12 protein-coding genes and 1 tRNA gene are annotated in these 16,713 nt (G+C 57.4%); 10 read left to right on the top strand and 3 right to left on the bottom strand.

The window, feature by feature from the left end:
* Positions 1–345: 345 nt before the first annotated feature.
* Both ACUNV4_RS08245 and ACUNV4_RS08240 read left to right on the top strand, forming a co-directional pair.
* Positions 346–972 (top strand): DUF4224 domain-containing protein, encoded by a 627-nt coding sequence (locus ACUNV4_RS08245; protein WP_430878032.1) that lies wholly within the window; start codon positions 346–348, stop codon positions 970–972.
* Complete coding sequence (locus ACUNV4_RS08240; RefSeq protein WP_430878031.1) at positions 972–2,081, top strand: tyrosine-type recombinase/integrase; 1,110 nt, start codon at positions 972–974, stop codon at positions 2,079–2,081. The genes ACUNV4_RS08245 and ACUNV4_RS08240 overlap by 1 nt, the downstream gene beginning before the upstream one ends.
* An 89-nt stretch (positions 2,082–2,170) precedes the next feature.
* On the opposite strand, the gene ACUNV4_RS08235 is transcribed toward ACUNV4_RS08240, so the two are convergent.
* Positions 2,171–2,247, bottom strand: a tRNA-Arg gene (locus ACUNV4_RS08235).
* Positions 2,248–2,376: 129 nt separating this feature from the next.
* On the opposite strand from ACUNV4_RS08235, the gene ACUNV4_RS08230 reads away from it, so the two are divergent.
* From ACUNV4_RS08230 to pyc, 3 genes are all read left to right on the top strand, one after another.
* Positions 2,377–2,994, top strand: a complete 618-nt coding sequence (locus ACUNV4_RS08230) for a YceI family protein (RefSeq protein ID WP_430878030.1) — start codon at positions 2,377–2,379, stop codon at positions 2,992–2,994.
* Positions 2,995–3,036: 42 nt separating this feature from the next.
* On the top strand, positions 3,037–4,194 hold the full coding sequence (locus ACUNV4_RS08225; RefSeq protein ID WP_430878029.1) for a cytochrome b/b6 domain-containing protein: 1,158 nt from the start codon (positions 3,037–3,039) through the stop codon (positions 4,192–4,194).
* Between the two features lie 188 nt (positions 4,195–4,382).
* Positions 4,383–7,850, top strand: coding sequence for a pyruvate carboxylase (gene pyc / locus ACUNV4_RS08220; protein ID WP_430878028.1), 3,468 nt, complete (start codon positions 4,383–4,385; stop codon positions 7,848–7,850).
* Positions 7,851–7,956: 106 nt separating this feature from the next.
* Here the strand turns inward: pyc and ACUNV4_RS08215 are convergent, their stop codons facing one another.
* Positions 7,957–8,193, bottom strand: a complete 237-nt coding sequence (locus ACUNV4_RS08215) for a hypothetical protein (RefSeq protein ID WP_430878027.1) — start codon at positions 8,191–8,193, stop codon at positions 7,957–7,959.
* Between the two features lie 159 nt (positions 8,194–8,352).
* Positions 8,353–9,813 carry a RimK family protein gene (locus ACUNV4_RS08210; protein WP_430878026.1) on the bottom strand — a complete coding sequence of 487 codons (1,461 nt, stop codon included), beginning with the start codon at positions 9,811–9,813 and terminating at the stop codon, positions 8,353–8,355.
* 115 nt (positions 9,814–9,928) lie between these two features.
* On the opposite strand from ACUNV4_RS08210, the gene ACUNV4_RS08205 reads away from it, so the two are divergent.
* From ACUNV4_RS08205 to nspC, 5 genes are all read left to right on the top strand, one after another.
* Positions 9,929–11,086, top strand: coding sequence for a peptidase C39 family protein (locus ACUNV4_RS08205; RefSeq protein WP_430878025.1), 1,158 nt, complete (start codon positions 9,929–9,931; stop codon positions 11,084–11,086).
* Positions 11,079–12,047 carry an agmatinase gene (speB, locus tag ACUNV4_RS08200; protein WP_430878024.1) on the top strand — a complete coding sequence of 323 codons (969 nt, stop codon included), beginning with the start codon at positions 11,079–11,081 and terminating at the stop codon, positions 12,045–12,047. The genes ACUNV4_RS08205 and speB overlap by 8 nt, the downstream gene beginning before the upstream one ends.
* A 14-nt stretch (positions 12,048–12,061) precedes the next feature.
* A complete protein-coding gene (gene speA, locus ACUNV4_RS08195; RefSeq protein ID WP_430878023.1) occupies positions 12,062–14,026 on the top strand; it encodes a biosynthetic arginine decarboxylase in 1,965 nt (654 codons plus the stop codon).
* Positions 14,027–14,080: 54 nt separating this feature from the next.
* On the top strand, positions 14,081–15,277 hold the full coding sequence (locus ACUNV4_RS08190; RefSeq protein WP_430878022.1) for a saccharopine dehydrogenase family protein: 1,197 nt from the start codon (positions 14,081–14,083) through the stop codon (positions 15,275–15,277).
* Positions 15,278–15,360: 83 nt separating this feature from the next.
* Positions 15,361–16,527 carry a carboxynorspermidine decarboxylase gene (gene nspC, locus ACUNV4_RS08185; RefSeq protein WP_430878021.1) on the top strand — a complete coding sequence of 389 codons (1,167 nt, stop codon included), beginning with the start codon at positions 15,361–15,363 and terminating at the stop codon, positions 16,525–16,527.
* The last annotated feature ends 186 nt before the right edge of the window (positions 16,528–16,713 follow it).

The following is a 16,713-nucleotide window of genomic DNA, read 5'->3' as shown; positions in this document are numbered from 1 at the left end:
CTTGCAAGACTAGAATTATACTGAGAATCCGTACAGTACAGCACATTCCTCCACTATCGTAAGCCCGCAGCCACAAGAAGTGTTTAGTACACCGCACACTCATACATCCTTACCAAGAGCAAATCCCAGCTGCATAAAACCTTGATACTGATCGCAAACTGGGCATCCATGCTGACCAACGTACGCCCGCCCATGTGAACATCGCTCGACATGAGCCGATATCTCCTAGCAATGTGCCCCCCTCATCCGCTGCACAAAGCCAAACCCCTCGCTGATGCCTCGCTGATGCCTCGCTGATGCCTCGCTGATGCCTCGCAAGTTCAGTGGGTGTCCTTGCCCGAGATCTTGTCAATCATCGCCCAAGACACCGGCACCACGCCCGCTACAGTTGGCCGATTACTACTGATGCTCAGGCTTCAAGCGCTGCGCCCCATGCGCATCAGTAGCGACACTCAAGTCGATATCGTTCGCGCTGATGAATCCGCTGCAGATCTTGGCACTGTCGGCATGGCCACCGCCAGTAACCTGCTTGACCCTCAATCTCACGTAGATCATGACTCTCGGGAAAGATTCCGAACAACTATTATTGAATGGCCTTTTGCCGCCATACTACATTGGCTCGACAACACCCTAGACGATGCTCTTCCTTTGGCCGAATGGCGTGATTGGGTTCCTCGGCACGGTCTACAACTAGAAGTAGAGAGCCTGCTAGAAGGAGCACCAACAAGTTCTGCGCAGTCCAACCCTGCGGCCCACAACATCACTCACTCATTAACACTCACCCCTGAAGAATTCGCTGAAATCACTGGTAAGTCACGAGGCTACGCGCAACGAACCCGACTCAATGAGCTAGGAATATCGTCGCGGCTACGCAGTGATGGGCGCATCATCGTCTTCCGGGACGATCTCACAAAAAACGCACAGGGCAAGAGCAAGGCCAAGCAGCATCCCAACTTTGGCGCTCTGGACTGATGCCCAAGCCGAGAAACCCCGAGAATAAAGGACTCCCCTCCCGTTGGCAGAAGCGGCACAACGCCTATTACTATCAGGTGCCACCTGGACGAGAAAGCCTATGGGAGGGTAAGAAGCTATTTAGGCTCGGTAGCACTCTGCCCGAAGCATACCGTGCGTGGTCATCTCGACTGGAAGAACTGGATACCGCCCGCACAGTCGAGCAACTGGCAGACCGTTACACACTCGAACATGTAACGACCCTTAGTCCCAAGACCCAAGAGTCATACCGCCCTGCCATTGCCCGCATTCGCGCAGTGTTCGGAAACATGGACACAATCGACATCGAGCCGCACCACTGCAACACCTACTTCGACCGAGTCAAGCGCAAGCACTCGCTGGCAACAGCAAGAACCGACATTGGAGTCTTGCGAAGCATGCTCTCGCAGGGGTTGCGCTGGGGCATTATCCGCAGCCACCCAATGGCGGGTCTTCGTTTCGAGCGCCTCGCGGCCGCCACCGACGAAGTACACCAATGGCAGATTGACGCGATGCTATCGATCGAGCCAGACACACGGGCCGTACTTGTTGGTCAGCTATACACGAGGCTGAAACTCATGCTGGGGCTACGCCGTGGCGACATGCTCCGCCTCCAGTTCAGTGACTTCGACAGCGAGGGGCTTCGTGTGACCCTACACATGACGCAGCACACGTCAGGTGTGAGGTTATTCGTACCTTTCAACGACCCCGAGTCAGGCGAAACCTTCGATGAATTTATAACCCTGCTTGAGGAGATCAAAGCCATACCGCCAAAACGATCTGGCAGCCGCTATTTGTTCTGCACCCAAGGTGGAGAAGGCTTCATTGATGAAGAAACCGGCAGAGCAGACGGATTCGATTCTCTCTGGCGCCGGTTCATGAGCAAAGTCATCGAACAGACTGAAGTCGCCACACGGATCAAGGAGAAATCGCTCAGAGCATTTATGGCAGACGAGTCTGGCACCCTTGAACAGGCAGCCCATCGATTGGGGCAAAGCAACACAGCAACCACCGAGAGGCACTATCGCAAGCGTCCGCGGGTAGTGTTGCCGTTGAGGCCGTCAGGGGCAAACGAAACCACTATTCCTTGAATCTATAGGACAATCCAGATTCTATAGGACAACTATATTGGTTCGTCACTCAGCGATGTATCGTAAATCACTGGTTTTAAAGAAAAAAATGGCGCGCCCGGAAGGATTCGAACCTCCGACCACCTGGTTCGAAGCCAGGTACTCTATCCAACTGAGCTACGGGCGCAGCACATACTCGTGCGTCGTTGCCGAGTGCGCGTAGTATACGATGTTGAACTTTATCTAGTCGAGCACTATCTGTAACTTTCGGCCATTTGGCCAATTTTTTTTCATCAACCAGGAACACGGCAGCACCATGAAATCACTGAAGACTCTGGCGAAGACAACCACACTGGCTGTCGCACTGGCCACCACCACAGCATTCGGCAATGCCTCTGCTGCTGATCTGAGTGCCGTACCCAGCGGCAGCTACACCGTCGATCCCACTCATGCATTCATTGATTTCACCTACAGCCATCTGGGTCTTTCCAATCCGACCCTGAGCTTTGACGATTTCTCCATCGACCTGAATCTGGACAGCGAAGATGCCACCAAGTCCATGATTCTGGTGGAAATTGACGCAGCCAGCGTTCTCACCGGCTCCGCCATTTTCAAGGAACACCTGACCGGTGGTGACTGGTTCGATGTCGCCCAATACCCCAATATCCTGTTTCAGTCCACGACGATCACGGCCGCCGACGACGGCAGCTATACCGTGGTTGGCGATCTGACCATCAAGGATGTCACCAAGCCTGTCACTCTGAACGTCACCGTCAACGCCGCCATGGATCACCCCATGACCGGCAAGCCGGTTGTCGGCATTGGTGCCACCGGGGAACTTCTGCGTTCCGATTTCGGACTAGGTGCGTTTGCACCCAATGTGAGTGATGAAGTGCAGCTGACCATCACTGCCGAGCTCAACAAGGAACAGTAATCTGCGAGGCAGATTTCAAGACCGTCATACAGGGTTTCAGACATGGGTCGTTCCATCGAACAGCGATACGGTGATACCGCTGTCATCTTTCACTGGCTGATAGCACTGCTCATCATCGGCTTGCTGGCCATCGGCAAATACATGAGCTCGCTTGATGAGAACGACCCTGTTCGTTACGCATTGACACAGTGGCACAAGAGCTTCGGCATCACGGTGCTGTTGCTCTCCCTGCTGCGCCTGGCCTGGCGGTTCACCCACAAGCCACCGCCCGAGCTGGATTCCATCCCGAACTGGCAGCAACGGGCTGCCTCCCTCGCCCATGGCCTTCTCTATGTGCTGATGATCGCCATTCCATTGACTGGCTGGATCATGGTGTCAGCCTCACCCCTGAATCTCGATACAGTGCTGTTCAATGTCATCGAGTGGCCACATCTGCCCCCCTTCGCATCGCTGGAGAATCGCGAATCCATCGCTCACAGCTTCCACGACTATCACGAGATAGCCGCGAATCTGCTGATTCTCATCTTGCTGGCTCACATCGGCGCCGCCTTGAAACACCACTGGCTCGACAAGGACGGTACTCTGCTTCGCATGCTGCCGGAACCCGGCTCCACAAGCTTTCGATGCAAGTCGGCTCTGCTGGCCGCCACTCTGGTGACAGCCGGTGGAGCGCTGTACATCTCGGCCAATGCCGACAACCAGGCCGCCTTGCTGGCAGCCGGAGACAGTGAGGTCAGCTTCCTGGCCGATGTCGCCGGCGAACAGACACCCGGCGTTTTTTCGGACACCACGGTCGAGGCACTGATCGACGCAGACAACCCCTCAGCCAGCACCATCGTGGCGCGTGTCCGTACTGCGTCGGTGTCCAGTGACAATCTTCAGGTGGCAGGCTCACTCCCCGAGCCCGAGTGGTTCGCCGCAGAGACGCATCCCGAGGCGCTGTTCGAGTCCACGAGCATTGCCTCTGCAGACGATGGCAGCCTGCTCGTCAGCGGCTATCTCACCATCAAGGAGACGACGCAGGAAATATCTTTCCCCATGTCCCTGTCTACCGAAGAGGACAGACAGGTCGCTCGTGGTGAATTCACGATTGACCGACGGGAATTCGACATCGGCATGGAGAGCCAGCAAAGCGATGATTTCGTCGGCTACCCGGTGCTGATCAGGTTCCGCTTCGACATTGCCGAAGCCGATGCCTAGACACCGTCCACTGAACTGGTCCGGAGCACGGTTGATCACCCCGGTCAGCTTATCCGATCAAGGATAGCATTCGCCCAGTTTGCGATAAGCTCCTGCTCAGTACAAACTCCTTGGCGATTCACCTGTGACGGTACGGGCCTATTCCGAGTAGAATTCTGCTCTTCCGCCATCATCAGGAGATCCACGCCTTGTCAATCAAGAAAATTCTTGTTGCCAATCGATCCGAGATTGCTATCAGGATCTTCCGAGCAGCCAACGAGCTGGGCATCAAGACCGTGGCAATCTGGGCGGAAGAGGACAAGCTGGCCCTGCACCGCTTCAAGGCCGATGAAGCCTACCAGGTAGGCGCGGGCCCGCATCTGGATCAGACCATGGGCCCCATCGAGTCCTACCTGTCCATCGATGAGGTGCTGCGGGTTGCAAGACTCTCCGGTGCCGACGCCATTCACCCCGGTTACGGTCTGCTGTCCGAAAGTCCCGAATTCGTGGACGCCTGCGATGCTGCCGGCATCACCTTCATCGGCCCCCGGGCCGACACCATGCGCCGCCTGGGCAACAAGGTGGCAGCACGCAACCTGGCTATCGAAGCGGGCGTGCCGGTTGTCCCGGCAACCGATCCTCTGCCTGACGATCTGCCCACCATCAAGAAAATGGCGGCAGACATCGGCTACCCCATCATGCTCAAGGCCTCCTGGGGCGGTGGTGGACGCGGCATGCGCACCATTCGCAGCGAAGAGGATCTCGACAAGGAAGCCAATGAGGCCCGGCGCGAAGCCCGTGCAGCATTCGGCAAGGACGAGATCTACCTCGAGAAGCTGGTAGAACGCGCCCGACACGTGGAAGCACAGATTCTGGGCGACACCCACGGCAATGCGGTACACCTGTTCGAACGCGACTGCACCGTGCAACGGCGCAACCAGAAAGTGGTCGAACGCGCACCGGCACCGTATCTGAACTCAGAACAACGGCAGGAACTGAGCGAATACGCCCTGAAAATTGCCAATGCCACCAACTACGTGGGCGCTGGCACCATCGAATTCCTGATGGACATGGACACGGGATCGTTCTACTTCATTGAAGTGAATCCACGGGTTCAGGTGGAACACACGGTTACCGAAGAAGTCACGGGTATCGACATCATCAAGGCACAGATCCATCTGGTGGAGGGTGCGGTTATCGGAACCCCTGAATCCGGCGTTCCTCCGCAGGATCAGATTCGCCTGAACGGTCATGCCATGCAGTGCCGTATCACGACCGAAGATCCCGAGCAGAACTTCGTACCGGATTACGGTCGCATCACAGCCTATCGTGGCGCCTCTGGCTTCGGTATCCGGCTCGACGGTGGAACCGCCTACTCCGGCGCCATCATCAACCGCTTCTATGATCCCCTGCTGGAAAAGGTGACGGCCTGGGCGCCGACGTCCGATGAGGTCATCAAGCGTATGGATCGCGCACTGCGCGAGTTCCGCATCCGCGGAGTAGCCACCAACCTGACCTTTCTCGAAAACGTCATCGGCCACCCGAAATTTCTCGATAACAGCTACACCACCCGCTTCATCGACACCACCCCCGAACTGTTCGAGCAGGTACAGCGCAAGGACAGGGCTACCAAATTGCTGCAGTACATTGCCGATGTCACTGTCAACGGTCATCCGGAAGCGCGTGATCGCCCACGACCCAGGGCCGACGCCCTGCCGCCACAAGTGCCCTTCTTCGATACGGAAATCACACCGGGAACCAAGAATCGTCTGGATGAGCATGGCCCGGAAGCCTTCAGCAAGTGGTTGCGCGACACCCCGCAAGTCATGGTTACCGACACCACCATGCGTGACTCGCATCAGTCACTGCTGGCCACGCGCATGCGAACCAAGGACATCGTTGCCATAGCCGATGCCTACGCGCATGGTTTGCCGCAGCTGTTGTCACTGGAATGCTGGGGCGGCGCCACCTTCGACGTCAGTATGCGCTTTCTCACGGAAGACCCCTGGGAGCGTCTGGCGATGATTCGCGAGCGTGCCCCGAACATCCTGTTGCAGGCTCTGTTTCGCGGCGCCAACGGTGTCGGCTATACCAACTACCCCGACAATGTCGTTCAGCATTTCATTCGCCAGGCGGCGCGTTCCGGGGTCGATCTGTTCCGCGTCTTCGATTGCTTCAACTGGGTCGACAACATGCGCGTGAGCATGGATGCCGTGCTCGAGGAAGGCAAGCTGTGTGAAGCCACCATCTGCTACACCGGCGACATGCTGGACGCTGCACGGCCAAAGTATCAGCTCAAATACTACCTGGACATGGCCCGCGAGATCGAAAAGGCCGGTGCGCACATCCTGTGTATCAAGGACATGGCAGGCCTCATGAAGCCTGCTGCAGCTACCGTACTGTTCAAGGCATTGCGCGAAGAGATTTCATTGCCGGTACATTTTCACACGCATGACACCTCCGGTATTTCGGCTGCGACCGTGCTGGCAGCGGTTGACGCCGGAGTCGATGCCATCGATGCGGCCATGGATGCACTCTCCGGCAATACCTCACAGCCTTGCCTGGGATCCATCGTGGCAGCCCTGCGCGGCACCGAACGTGATACCGGACTGAGCCGCGAGACCATCGAACAGATCTCCTTCTACTGGGAGGCCGTACGCAACAAGTACGCGGCCTTCGAAAGCGATCTCAAGGGGCCGGCCTCGGAAGTCTATCTGCATGAAATGCCCGGTGGCCAGTTCACCAATCTGAAAGAGCAGGCTCGCTCCATGGGGCTGGAGTTGCGTTGGCACGAAGTGGCTCGCGCCTACAGCGACGTCAACCAGATGTTTGGGGATGTGGTCAAGGTCACCCCTTCATCGAAGGTTGTTGGTGACATGGCTCTGATGATGATCAGTCAGGACCTGACCATCAAGGATGTCGAGAATCCGGCAAAGGATATTGCCTTTCCCGATTCTGTCGTCTCCATGATGCGTGGCGAACTCAGTCAGATGCCGGGGGGGTTCCCCGAAGGCATCCAGAAAAAGGTACTCAAGGGAGAGAAACCACTGGACGGCCGTGCCAGTGCAGAAATGGAGCCCGCCGATCTGGACGCCATTCGCTCCAGGCTGACCGAGCTGCTGAACCGCCAGCCATCGGAGAACGAACTGGCCTCCTACAATATGTACCCCAAGGTGTTTACCGATTTCGCTGCCACACAAAGCATGTATGGCCCTACCAGCGTATTGCCGACACCCGTCTATTTCTACGGTCTGAAGGTAGGCGACGAGATATTCGTCGAAATCGAAAAAGGCAAGACGCTGGTCATTCGCTGTTCTGCCATCGGTGACGTCAACGACCAGGGCATGGTACGGGTGTTCTTCGAGCTCAATGGTCAGCCCCGGTCCATTGCCGTGCCAGACAGACTGCATGGTGCCGCCGGTGCAATGGCGCGACCCAAGGCCGAAGCGGGCAATGCCGAGCATGTCGGCGCACCAATGCCGGGGGTTGTCTCGACGGTCAACGTGAAAGCCGGCCAGTCGGTTGAAACCGGCGACATCCTGCTCTCCATCGAAGCCATGAAAATGGAAACCGCCATCTACAGCGAAGTGGACGGCGTTGTTGAAGAGCTACTCGTCAAGGCAGGCGATCAGATAGACGCAAAGGACCTGATGGTCCGCATCGTTGCCGGCGACTGAGCCGGCATTACTGACACTCCCGTGCTGCATCGCAAGATCAGCCGGGAGTGGCTTCAGCGTATACCGGGGCGAAGGACCCCGGAGCAGTCAGTCCACTGAAGGCAGTTCAATCCTCGTACAGGTCGTCGTCCTCACCATCGAGATCGACGTCCAGCCAACCGTCTTCATCATCGGCAAAAAGCCTGGGGGCCGACTTCTTCATCGTCGCCTTGTGGGCGGCCTTCTTGTGCCTGGTGGGAGTGCGAATCTCCCCGTAGTAATAAAGCTCATCCAGCTGTTCATCAGACAGCTTGTCGTAGTTGGGTTCAGCAAAGTAATCATCATCGCTGAAACGGTCTGCCATTCGTTTTCCCATCTGCTTCTACCTCTACTTTCCACCAAGTTGCCAGGACGATCCCGTACCGCGAATTTGCGGCCACCGGCCGGTCGGTATCAAGTACTTTTTCGGTCCGATTTGCCTGAATGAGACATGCATGGCGCTTGCGGATAACTACACCCCCCCTCAGGCCAGGCGACGCAGAAATTCGGCCACCAGTCGCTCGTACAACGCCATGCCCAGATGCTTGTCCTCGACCCCCGCATCCACACTCGGGTTGTCATTGACCTCGATGACGACCACATCATCACCCCGTTGTTTCAGGTCCACGCCATAGAAACCATTGCCGATCAGACGCGTGGCCTCTACAGCAACGCGTGTGACCTCCTCCGGCACATCCTCGACGGCCATCGTACGAAAATTGCCCGATGAAACGCGACCGTCGGAGGCATGTTCATAAATCTGCCAGTGGCCACGGCTCATGAAGTACTGGCAGGCGAACAACGGCTCTCCATTGATGACTCCAATTCGCCAATCGAAGTCGGTCGGGTAGAATTCCTGAGCCAGAATCAAGGCTGAGCGGGAAAAGAAGTCCTTTGCGATGGCCTTGAGAGAAGTCATGTCGCTGGCCTTCTTCACACCAACCGAAAACGCGCCATCGGGAATCTTCAGGACCAGCGGGAACGAGAGTTCTTCTGCCGCAAGTTCCAGGCAATCCGTCTGATGACGATTCAGTACACGGGTGCGCGGCGTGGCAATGTCGTTCACCTGCAACAGATTCGCCAGGTAGATCTTGTTGGTGCAGCGCAAGATGGATTGGGTGTCATCGATGACCACGCAACCCAGGGATTCGGCCCGCTTGGCAAAGCGATAGGTGTGGTTATCGATACTGGTGGTTGCGCGAATGAACAAGGCGTCATATTCGGCCAGCCGCGAAAAGTCCTTGCGGGTAATCAGATCGACATCCAGACCCGCCGCACGTGCCGCCTTTTCGAATCGTTTCAGTGCTCGGCCATCCGACGGCGGCATCTTCTCGTCCGGATCCACCAGAATGGCCAGATCGTGCCGATAGCGGCGGCGGCTTTTCGGCTTGCGCCAGATATTGCGGCTGAAACGGTCCAGCGCATCCGCGAACTCGGTCTGCTCCTGCTCGTTCAGCGAGTTGATGCCGCGCATGCGCAAGCGACTGATGTACCAGCGATCCCGCCGCCGGAACTGCACTTCCAGAATGGGACAGGGAAATTCATCGAACAGCACCCTGGCCAGTGACTTCAGATCGGGATCGCTCGTTTTTCCGAAGAATATGCGACAGCTGTATTCCTGCATGTCCTCCCCGGCGAGCCGGTCCCCCAGGCGTTCCAGAGCGACTCCCGCAGCATCCAGATCCAGCAGATACAGAGACTTGCTGCTCAGGCTGTTGATGGTTCGTATGGATGGAATGACCTGCTGACCCCGTGACTCCGCCAGCAATGAGCAATAATATCCGTGACTCAGGTAGCGATAACTGCGACAAAGGTTCAGAATCACGCGCTGGGCCTGGGGCCCTTCCCGAGCAGCCAGGTATGCGTCGACTGACGTGACATCCTGGCTGGGATAATATGGCTTCCAGTCATCGGCGTCACTGATGACAATGGATATTCTGGGCATTATTGAACGCGATCCTGAGAGTAGATGAAAAGCACGGAATGGCGGCTTTGCGCAAGCCGATAGAACTGCGTAGTGATAGCACGTCGCGCTATTCTGCACCGAACCGAACCTGTCCATGAGCGCCATTTCATGCCCGGAAACGACACCGGAACGAGTAATACGTACCGCAACCACTGACGATATCGATCGCCTGGTGGAGCTGGAATCGCTGTGCTTCACCAGTGACCGTATCAGCCGACGCCAGTTTCGCTGGATGATCACGCGTGCCAACGCCGAACTGAGACTCTGCGAATCGGCCGGTCAGCTGCTGGGCTATGTGCTCGTGCTGTTTCACAAGGGAACATCGCTGGCGCGGCTCTATTCCCTGGCCATCTCACCGGCACATCAGGGTCAGGGCATCGGTCGCCAGCTGCTGAACGAGGCCGAGAGACTGTCCGAGGCACACCGCTGCGTCTACCTGCGACTCGAGGTTGATCCACGCAACCATACGGCCGTGGCGCTCTATGAAAGCCAGGGCTTTCAACAATTCGGTACCCGCGAAGACTACTATCAGGATCATGCCGACGCACGGCTGTACCAGAAACGGACGCTGCACACACCGCCGCTTGTTGCCTGCCAGGTTCCCTATTATGAGCAAACGCTGGACTTCACCTGCGGTCCGGCCTCGCTGATCATGGCCATGCGTGCCTTGCAACCGTCCCTGCCCGCCGACCGAACCCTGGAAGTGCAACTCTGGCGGGAGGCGACCACGATCTACATGACCTCGGGGCATGGCGGCTGTTCACCCTACGGGCTGGCACTGGCGGCCCACCGGCGCGGCTTTCAGGCACGCCTGCTGGTCAATGATGACGGCCCCATGTTTCTGGATGGCGTGCGACGCAGCGACAAGAAAGCCGTCATGGAGCTGGTTCACGCCGATTTCGTCTCGCAGATAGCCGGCACCGACATTCAGGTACGCTGTGCCGACTTCAGCACGCAGGACCTTGTCACCGCATTGTCACACGGCTGTGTCCCACTAGTGCTTATCAGCTCCTGGCGATTCAACGACAACAAGGCCCCGCACTGGGTGGTACTGGTGGCGGCCGATGACACCTTCGTATACCTGCATGACCCTGACGTGGACACTCAGTTGAGCAAGGCTCCGGGCGATACATTGTCGGTACCCGTGCGCATTGACAGCTTTGACCGTATGATTCGCTTTGGACAATCCAGAATGCAGGCCGCACTGTGCCTGTGCCCACCCGCTAATGAGCCCCCCAGCAACAATGACTAAAGAAGGTGATCAGGCTTTCCGTGCCACCACCAACAAGGAACGATGGCCCGATGCCGCCTATGCCGGCGCATTGAGCTACCTCAGACGGCGCTACAGCCGCGATCTGGAAGGCGTTGATGTCGTGGTCAGCGGCATCCCCTACGACTGTGCCGTTACCTACCGTTCTGGTTGTCGGCTGGGCCCTCGCGCCATTCGAGCGGCATCCGTGCAATTGGCCGAGCTGCTTTCCTTTCCGTTCGGCTTCGATCCCTTCGACACGCTGTCCGTGATCGACTATGGCGACTGTCTGGTCGATCCGCACCATCCGGACACGGTCATCAACGACATTGCCGACCATGCCGCCCATATCATTGCATCCGGTGCGCTTATGCTGACCTTCGGTGGCGATCACTTCACCACCTACCCTCTGCTCAAGGCCCATGCCGAGAAGTACGGACCGATCGCCCTGGTGCAGTTCGATGCGCACTGCGATACCTGGGAAGATGACGGCAAGCAGCTGGATCACGGCACCATGTTCACCCGTGCCGTCGCCGATGGCATCGTGGATCCGTCGCGCTCCACGCAGGTCGGACTGCGAACCTTCAACGATCACGACGCCGGGTTCGAGATACTGACGTCCCCCTGGATTCACCGCAACGGTATCGATGAGGCCCTGAAAGTGGTGATCGAGCGCGCTGGCGATCAACCGGTGTATCTGTCGTTCGATATCGATGGACTGGACCCGGCTTTTGCTCCGGGCACCGGCACCCCGGTTGCCGGCGGGCTGAGCAGCTGGCAGGCCCTGGAATTCGTTCGCGGGCTGGAACCTCTGCACCTGATCGGCATGGACGTGGTCGAAGTGTCCCCCGCCTACGATCATGCGGAAATCACCGCCCTGGCTGCCGCTACCGTGGCCCATGACTGGCTATGCGTGCTGGCCAGCCAGCGCGGCGCCGTTCGTCGAGGCATCGGCCGACTATGAGCAAGGAAGACACGATGACTGACAGCAACACAGGCTGGACGGTACAGGACTCGGCCGAGCGCTACGGCATCAATGAATGGGGCGCCGGGTATTTCAGTGTCGGTGACAACGGCCATGTGGTCATTACCGATCCTGACAATCCCGATGGTCCACGCGTATCGCTGCTGACAGTCATGGAAGGTCTGCGCGAACGCGGACTGGAGGCACCGGTGCTGCTGCGCATCGAGAACATTCTCGACCACCGTATCAAGGTGATCAACGAAGCCTTCACGCGAGCAATGCAGGATGCCGGCTATCTCAACCGCTATCGTGGCGTCTTTCCCATCAAGGTCAATCAGCAACGCCATGTCATCGAAGAGATCGCGCGTGCCGGCAAGGCCTTCAATCATGGTTTCGAAGCCGGCAGCAAGGCTGAACTGCTCATCGCCATGGCGTCTCTGGAGAGTCATGCCAGTCCGATCATCTGCAACGGTTTCAAGGATGCAGAATTCATTCAGCTGGGCCTGTATGCACGAAAACTCGGTATCGACTGCTTCTTCGTGGTGGAAAACCCGACCGAGGCGCGCATCATCATCGAACAGAGCCGCCTGCTGGATATTCGTCCTCTGATTGGCGTGCGGGTGAAGCTCTCCACTCGCGTTGATGGACACTGGCAGGAGGACAGCGGCGACCGCAGTATCTTCGGCCTGTCCACCACCCGACTGCTGGAAGTGGTAGACCTGCTCAAGGAAGCAGACATGCTCGATTGCCTGAAACTGCTGCATGCCCATATCGGTTCACAGATTCCCAACATCATGAACGTGCGCGCCGGAGTCTCGGAGGCCTGTCGCTACTATGCCGACCTGGTGCGTGAAGGCGCCCCCATGGGACACATCGACATGGGCGGTGGCCTTGCGGTGGATTACGATGGCAGCCAGAGCAACTGGACGCACAGCATGAACTACCAGCTGAATGAGTACTGTGCAGATATCGTCGACAGCATCATGGAAGTGCTGGACCCGATGGAGATTTCCCACCCAGAGCTCATCACCGAATCCGGGCGTGCCACGGTTGCATATTCATCCGTACTGCTGTTCGATATTCTGGATGTCACCGATAGCAATCCGCTGCCGAACGAGCTGCTGAAGCAGCAGGCCGAGTGGCAGGATCCCAGTGCCGACATCGACGAGCCCAGAGCGCTGGGCGATGACCCGCAGATCTCGCGATTGATCGAGGTCCGGGATATCGTCAACCCGAGCAATCTGCAGGAATGCTTCAACGACGCCAATTTCTATCGTGAGGAACTGCGAGATCGTTTTCGCCGTGGCCATTGCACCTTGCGGGCAATGTCGCTGGCTGACAATACCTATCTGCAGATCATCGCCCGGATACGCGAAGAGTTGCCCAATGCCGCCAGGGTGCCCGCCGTACTGCAGGACCTCTCGGAGAGTACCTCCGATATCTACTATGGCAATTTCAGCATTTTCCAGTCGTTGCCGGATACCTGGGCGATCGATCAGGTCTTTCCGATCACCCCCATTCATCGTCTGGACGAGGAGCCGAACCGTACGGCCTTCATTGCCGACATCACCTGTGACAGTGATGGCAAGATTGACCATTTCGCCGATCCCGGTGGCCAGTACCCGACACTGCCATTGCACCAAGTGCGCAAGGGCGAGGACTATTTTCTGGCCGTGTTCCTGGTAGGCGCCTATCAGGAAACGCTGGGAGACTTGCACAATCTGTTCGGTGATACCAACGTTGCCAGTATCCGGGTTCGCGACGACGGATCAATCCATTTCGAGCGCGAATTGCACGGCGACACCATTGCCGATGTCCTGAGCTACGTCGAATACCAGCCGGCCAGCCTGCTGGAATCCTTCCGTCATGTTGCAGAACGAGCCGTTCGTTCGGGCCACCTGACAGTGACCGAACGACGCACCATCGTGAAGAGTTTTACCGAGAGTCTCGCCGGTTACACGTATTATGAGAACATCTAGATTTCACGGTTGCCTTCCCGGCACCCAACACCTAACAATCAATCAGGAGTCAGCATGTCCAAGGTTGTAATAATAGGCGCAGGCGGTGTCGGCGGCGTAGTCGCTCACAAATGCGCTCAACTCGCAGACGTTTTCCATGACATCGTGCTGGCCAGTCGCACCGTGTCCAAATGCGATGCCATTGCCGCGCAACTGGATCGTCCCATTCGCACGGCCAGTGTCGATGCCGATGATGTGCCCGCCATGGTCGAATTTCTCAAGGCGGAGAAACCCGATCTACTGATCAACGTCGCACTGCCGTATCAGGATCTGCACCTGATGGATGCCTGTCTGGAGGCCGGTGTGCATTACATGGATACAGCCAACTATGAGCCACCTGATGATGCCAGGTTCGAGTATCACTGGCAGTGGGCCTACCAGGACAAGTTCAAGGAAGCAGGTCTGATGGCACTGCTGGGCTGCGGATTCGATCCGGGCGTCACCGGTATCTTCACGGCTCACGCCAGGAAGCATCACTTCGACCGTATCGACTACCTGGACATCATCGACTGCAATGCCGGTGACCACGGCCAACCGTTTGCAACCAACTTCAATCCGGAAATCAATATCCGCGAAGTATCGGCCAAGGGACGGTACTGGGAAAACGGTGCCTGGCAGGAAACCGACCCATTGTCAGTTCGTCATGTCTTCGACTTTCCGGAAGGCATTGGCGAAATGCCCATGTACCTGATGTACCACGAAGAGCTGGAGTCGCTGACCAAGCACCTGCCGGAAATCAAGCGTGCACGCTTCTGGATGACCTTCTCGGACAACTATCTGAAGCACCTGGAAGTGCTGGAAAACGTCGGCATGACGCGCATCGATCCCGTCGAGTTCAATGGTCAGGAAATCGTGCCATTGCAGTTCCTGAAGGCTTTGCTGCCTGATCCCTCCAGCCTGGGTCCACTGACCAAGGGCAAGACCTGCATTGGTTGCCTCATTCGTGGTGAGAAGGACGGCAAACCCAGACAGTACTACATCTACAACATCAGTGACCATGAAGCCTGCTATGCCGAGGTGCAGTCACAGGCCATCTCCTACACCACCGGTGTGCCTGCCATGATCGGTGCCAAGATGATGCTGGAAGGTCACTGGATGCAACCGGGTGTCTGGAATGTAGAGCAGCTGGACCCCGATCCGTTCATGGCCGATCTGAACAAGTACGGTCTACCCTGGGTCGAGACGACACCGGAATCGGTCAGCCTCGACTGACGCGATGTCGCAAGGCAGGTTCACACGCGTGACGGGTGAACCTGCCCCGACTTCCAGAGCCCTACACGGACAAGCTTCCCACCTTGACAGACAATCCCTTCCTCAAATTCGACAGCCGACGCGTGCCATCACCCTGTTTCGTGGTGGACAAGGCTGGTATCGAAGCCAATCTGGCCATCCTGAAACACGTTGCCGATGAAAGTGGTGCGCATGTACTCTCTGCGTTGAAGGCATTTTCCATGTGGCATCTGGCGCCGCTTGTATCGCAATACCTGCACGGCATCTGTGCCAGCGGTGTTCACGAAGCGCGTCTGGGTCGAGACTACTACGACGGCGAAGTCCACGTGTTTTCGGCGGCCTACTCGCCCAGCGACATGCGCGAGCTGTTACTGCTTGCCGATCACCTGGTATTCAACTCCTTCAACCAGTGGCGCCGCTTTCGGGATGACGTCAAGGCGGAACAGAAGCAGCGCCCACAGCTGAAGGCAGGCCTGCGAATCAACCCGGAGCACTCCGAGGGTACAACCCCCATCTATGATCCCTGTGCACCGGGTTCGCGGCTTGGTATCGCGCGGGCCCAGTTCGAACCCGACGAGTTGGACGGCATCAGCGGCCTGCACTTTCACACGCTTTGCGAGCAGGATGTACCGCCTCTGGCTCGTACCCTGGCAGCAGTTGAAGCCGGTTTCGGCGATGTACTGCCGCAGATGGAATGGGTGAATTTCGGTGGCGGCCATCTGATTACCGAACCCGGTTATCAGGTGGAGGAACTCATTCGTCTCATCCGTGAATTCTCGGCACGTCATCAGGTGCAGGTGTACCTGGAACCTGGCGAGGCCGTGGCCATCCATACCGGCGTGCTGGTCTGTGAAGTGCTAGACATTGCCGAGACCGAATTTCAGCAGACCATCCTCGACACCTCCGCGACCTGCCATATGCCCGACACGCTGGAGATGCCCTATCGACCTCATGTACTCGGTTCGGGAAAACCCGGAGAACTGGCGCACACTTACCGACTGGGCGGCATGACCTGCCTGGCAGGAGACGTGATTGGCGACTACAGCTTCGAACGTCCGCTGAAAATCGGCGATCGTCTGGCATTCGACGACATGTCGCACTACACCATGGTCAAGACCAGTACCTTCAATGGCATTCCGCTGCCAGCGATCGCTGTCTGGGATTCACGCACCGACGAACTGGAAATCGTCCGTGAATTCGGTTACGAGGATTTTCGCCAGCGTTTGTCCTGATCGCACCGTTACATCCTTGCGTTCAGATATCCGCATCCGCCGCCGCTAACAGGGCGTGGATGTGCATGAGTTGCATGCCTCGCGTAACCCCTGGCCTGGCAAAGAGTCGATATACCGCCGCTTGATCGAGGCAGTTGCCCGATCAAGCCGGATGCAATGGCGCTGTTGCCAGATCTCACCGACCCG

The sequence above is a fragment of the Granulosicoccus sp. 3-233 genome, assembly GCF_052681095.1.
Note: the sequence above shows the minus strand (reverse complement) of the source record. Positions and strands in the feature narration are given on the sequence as shown.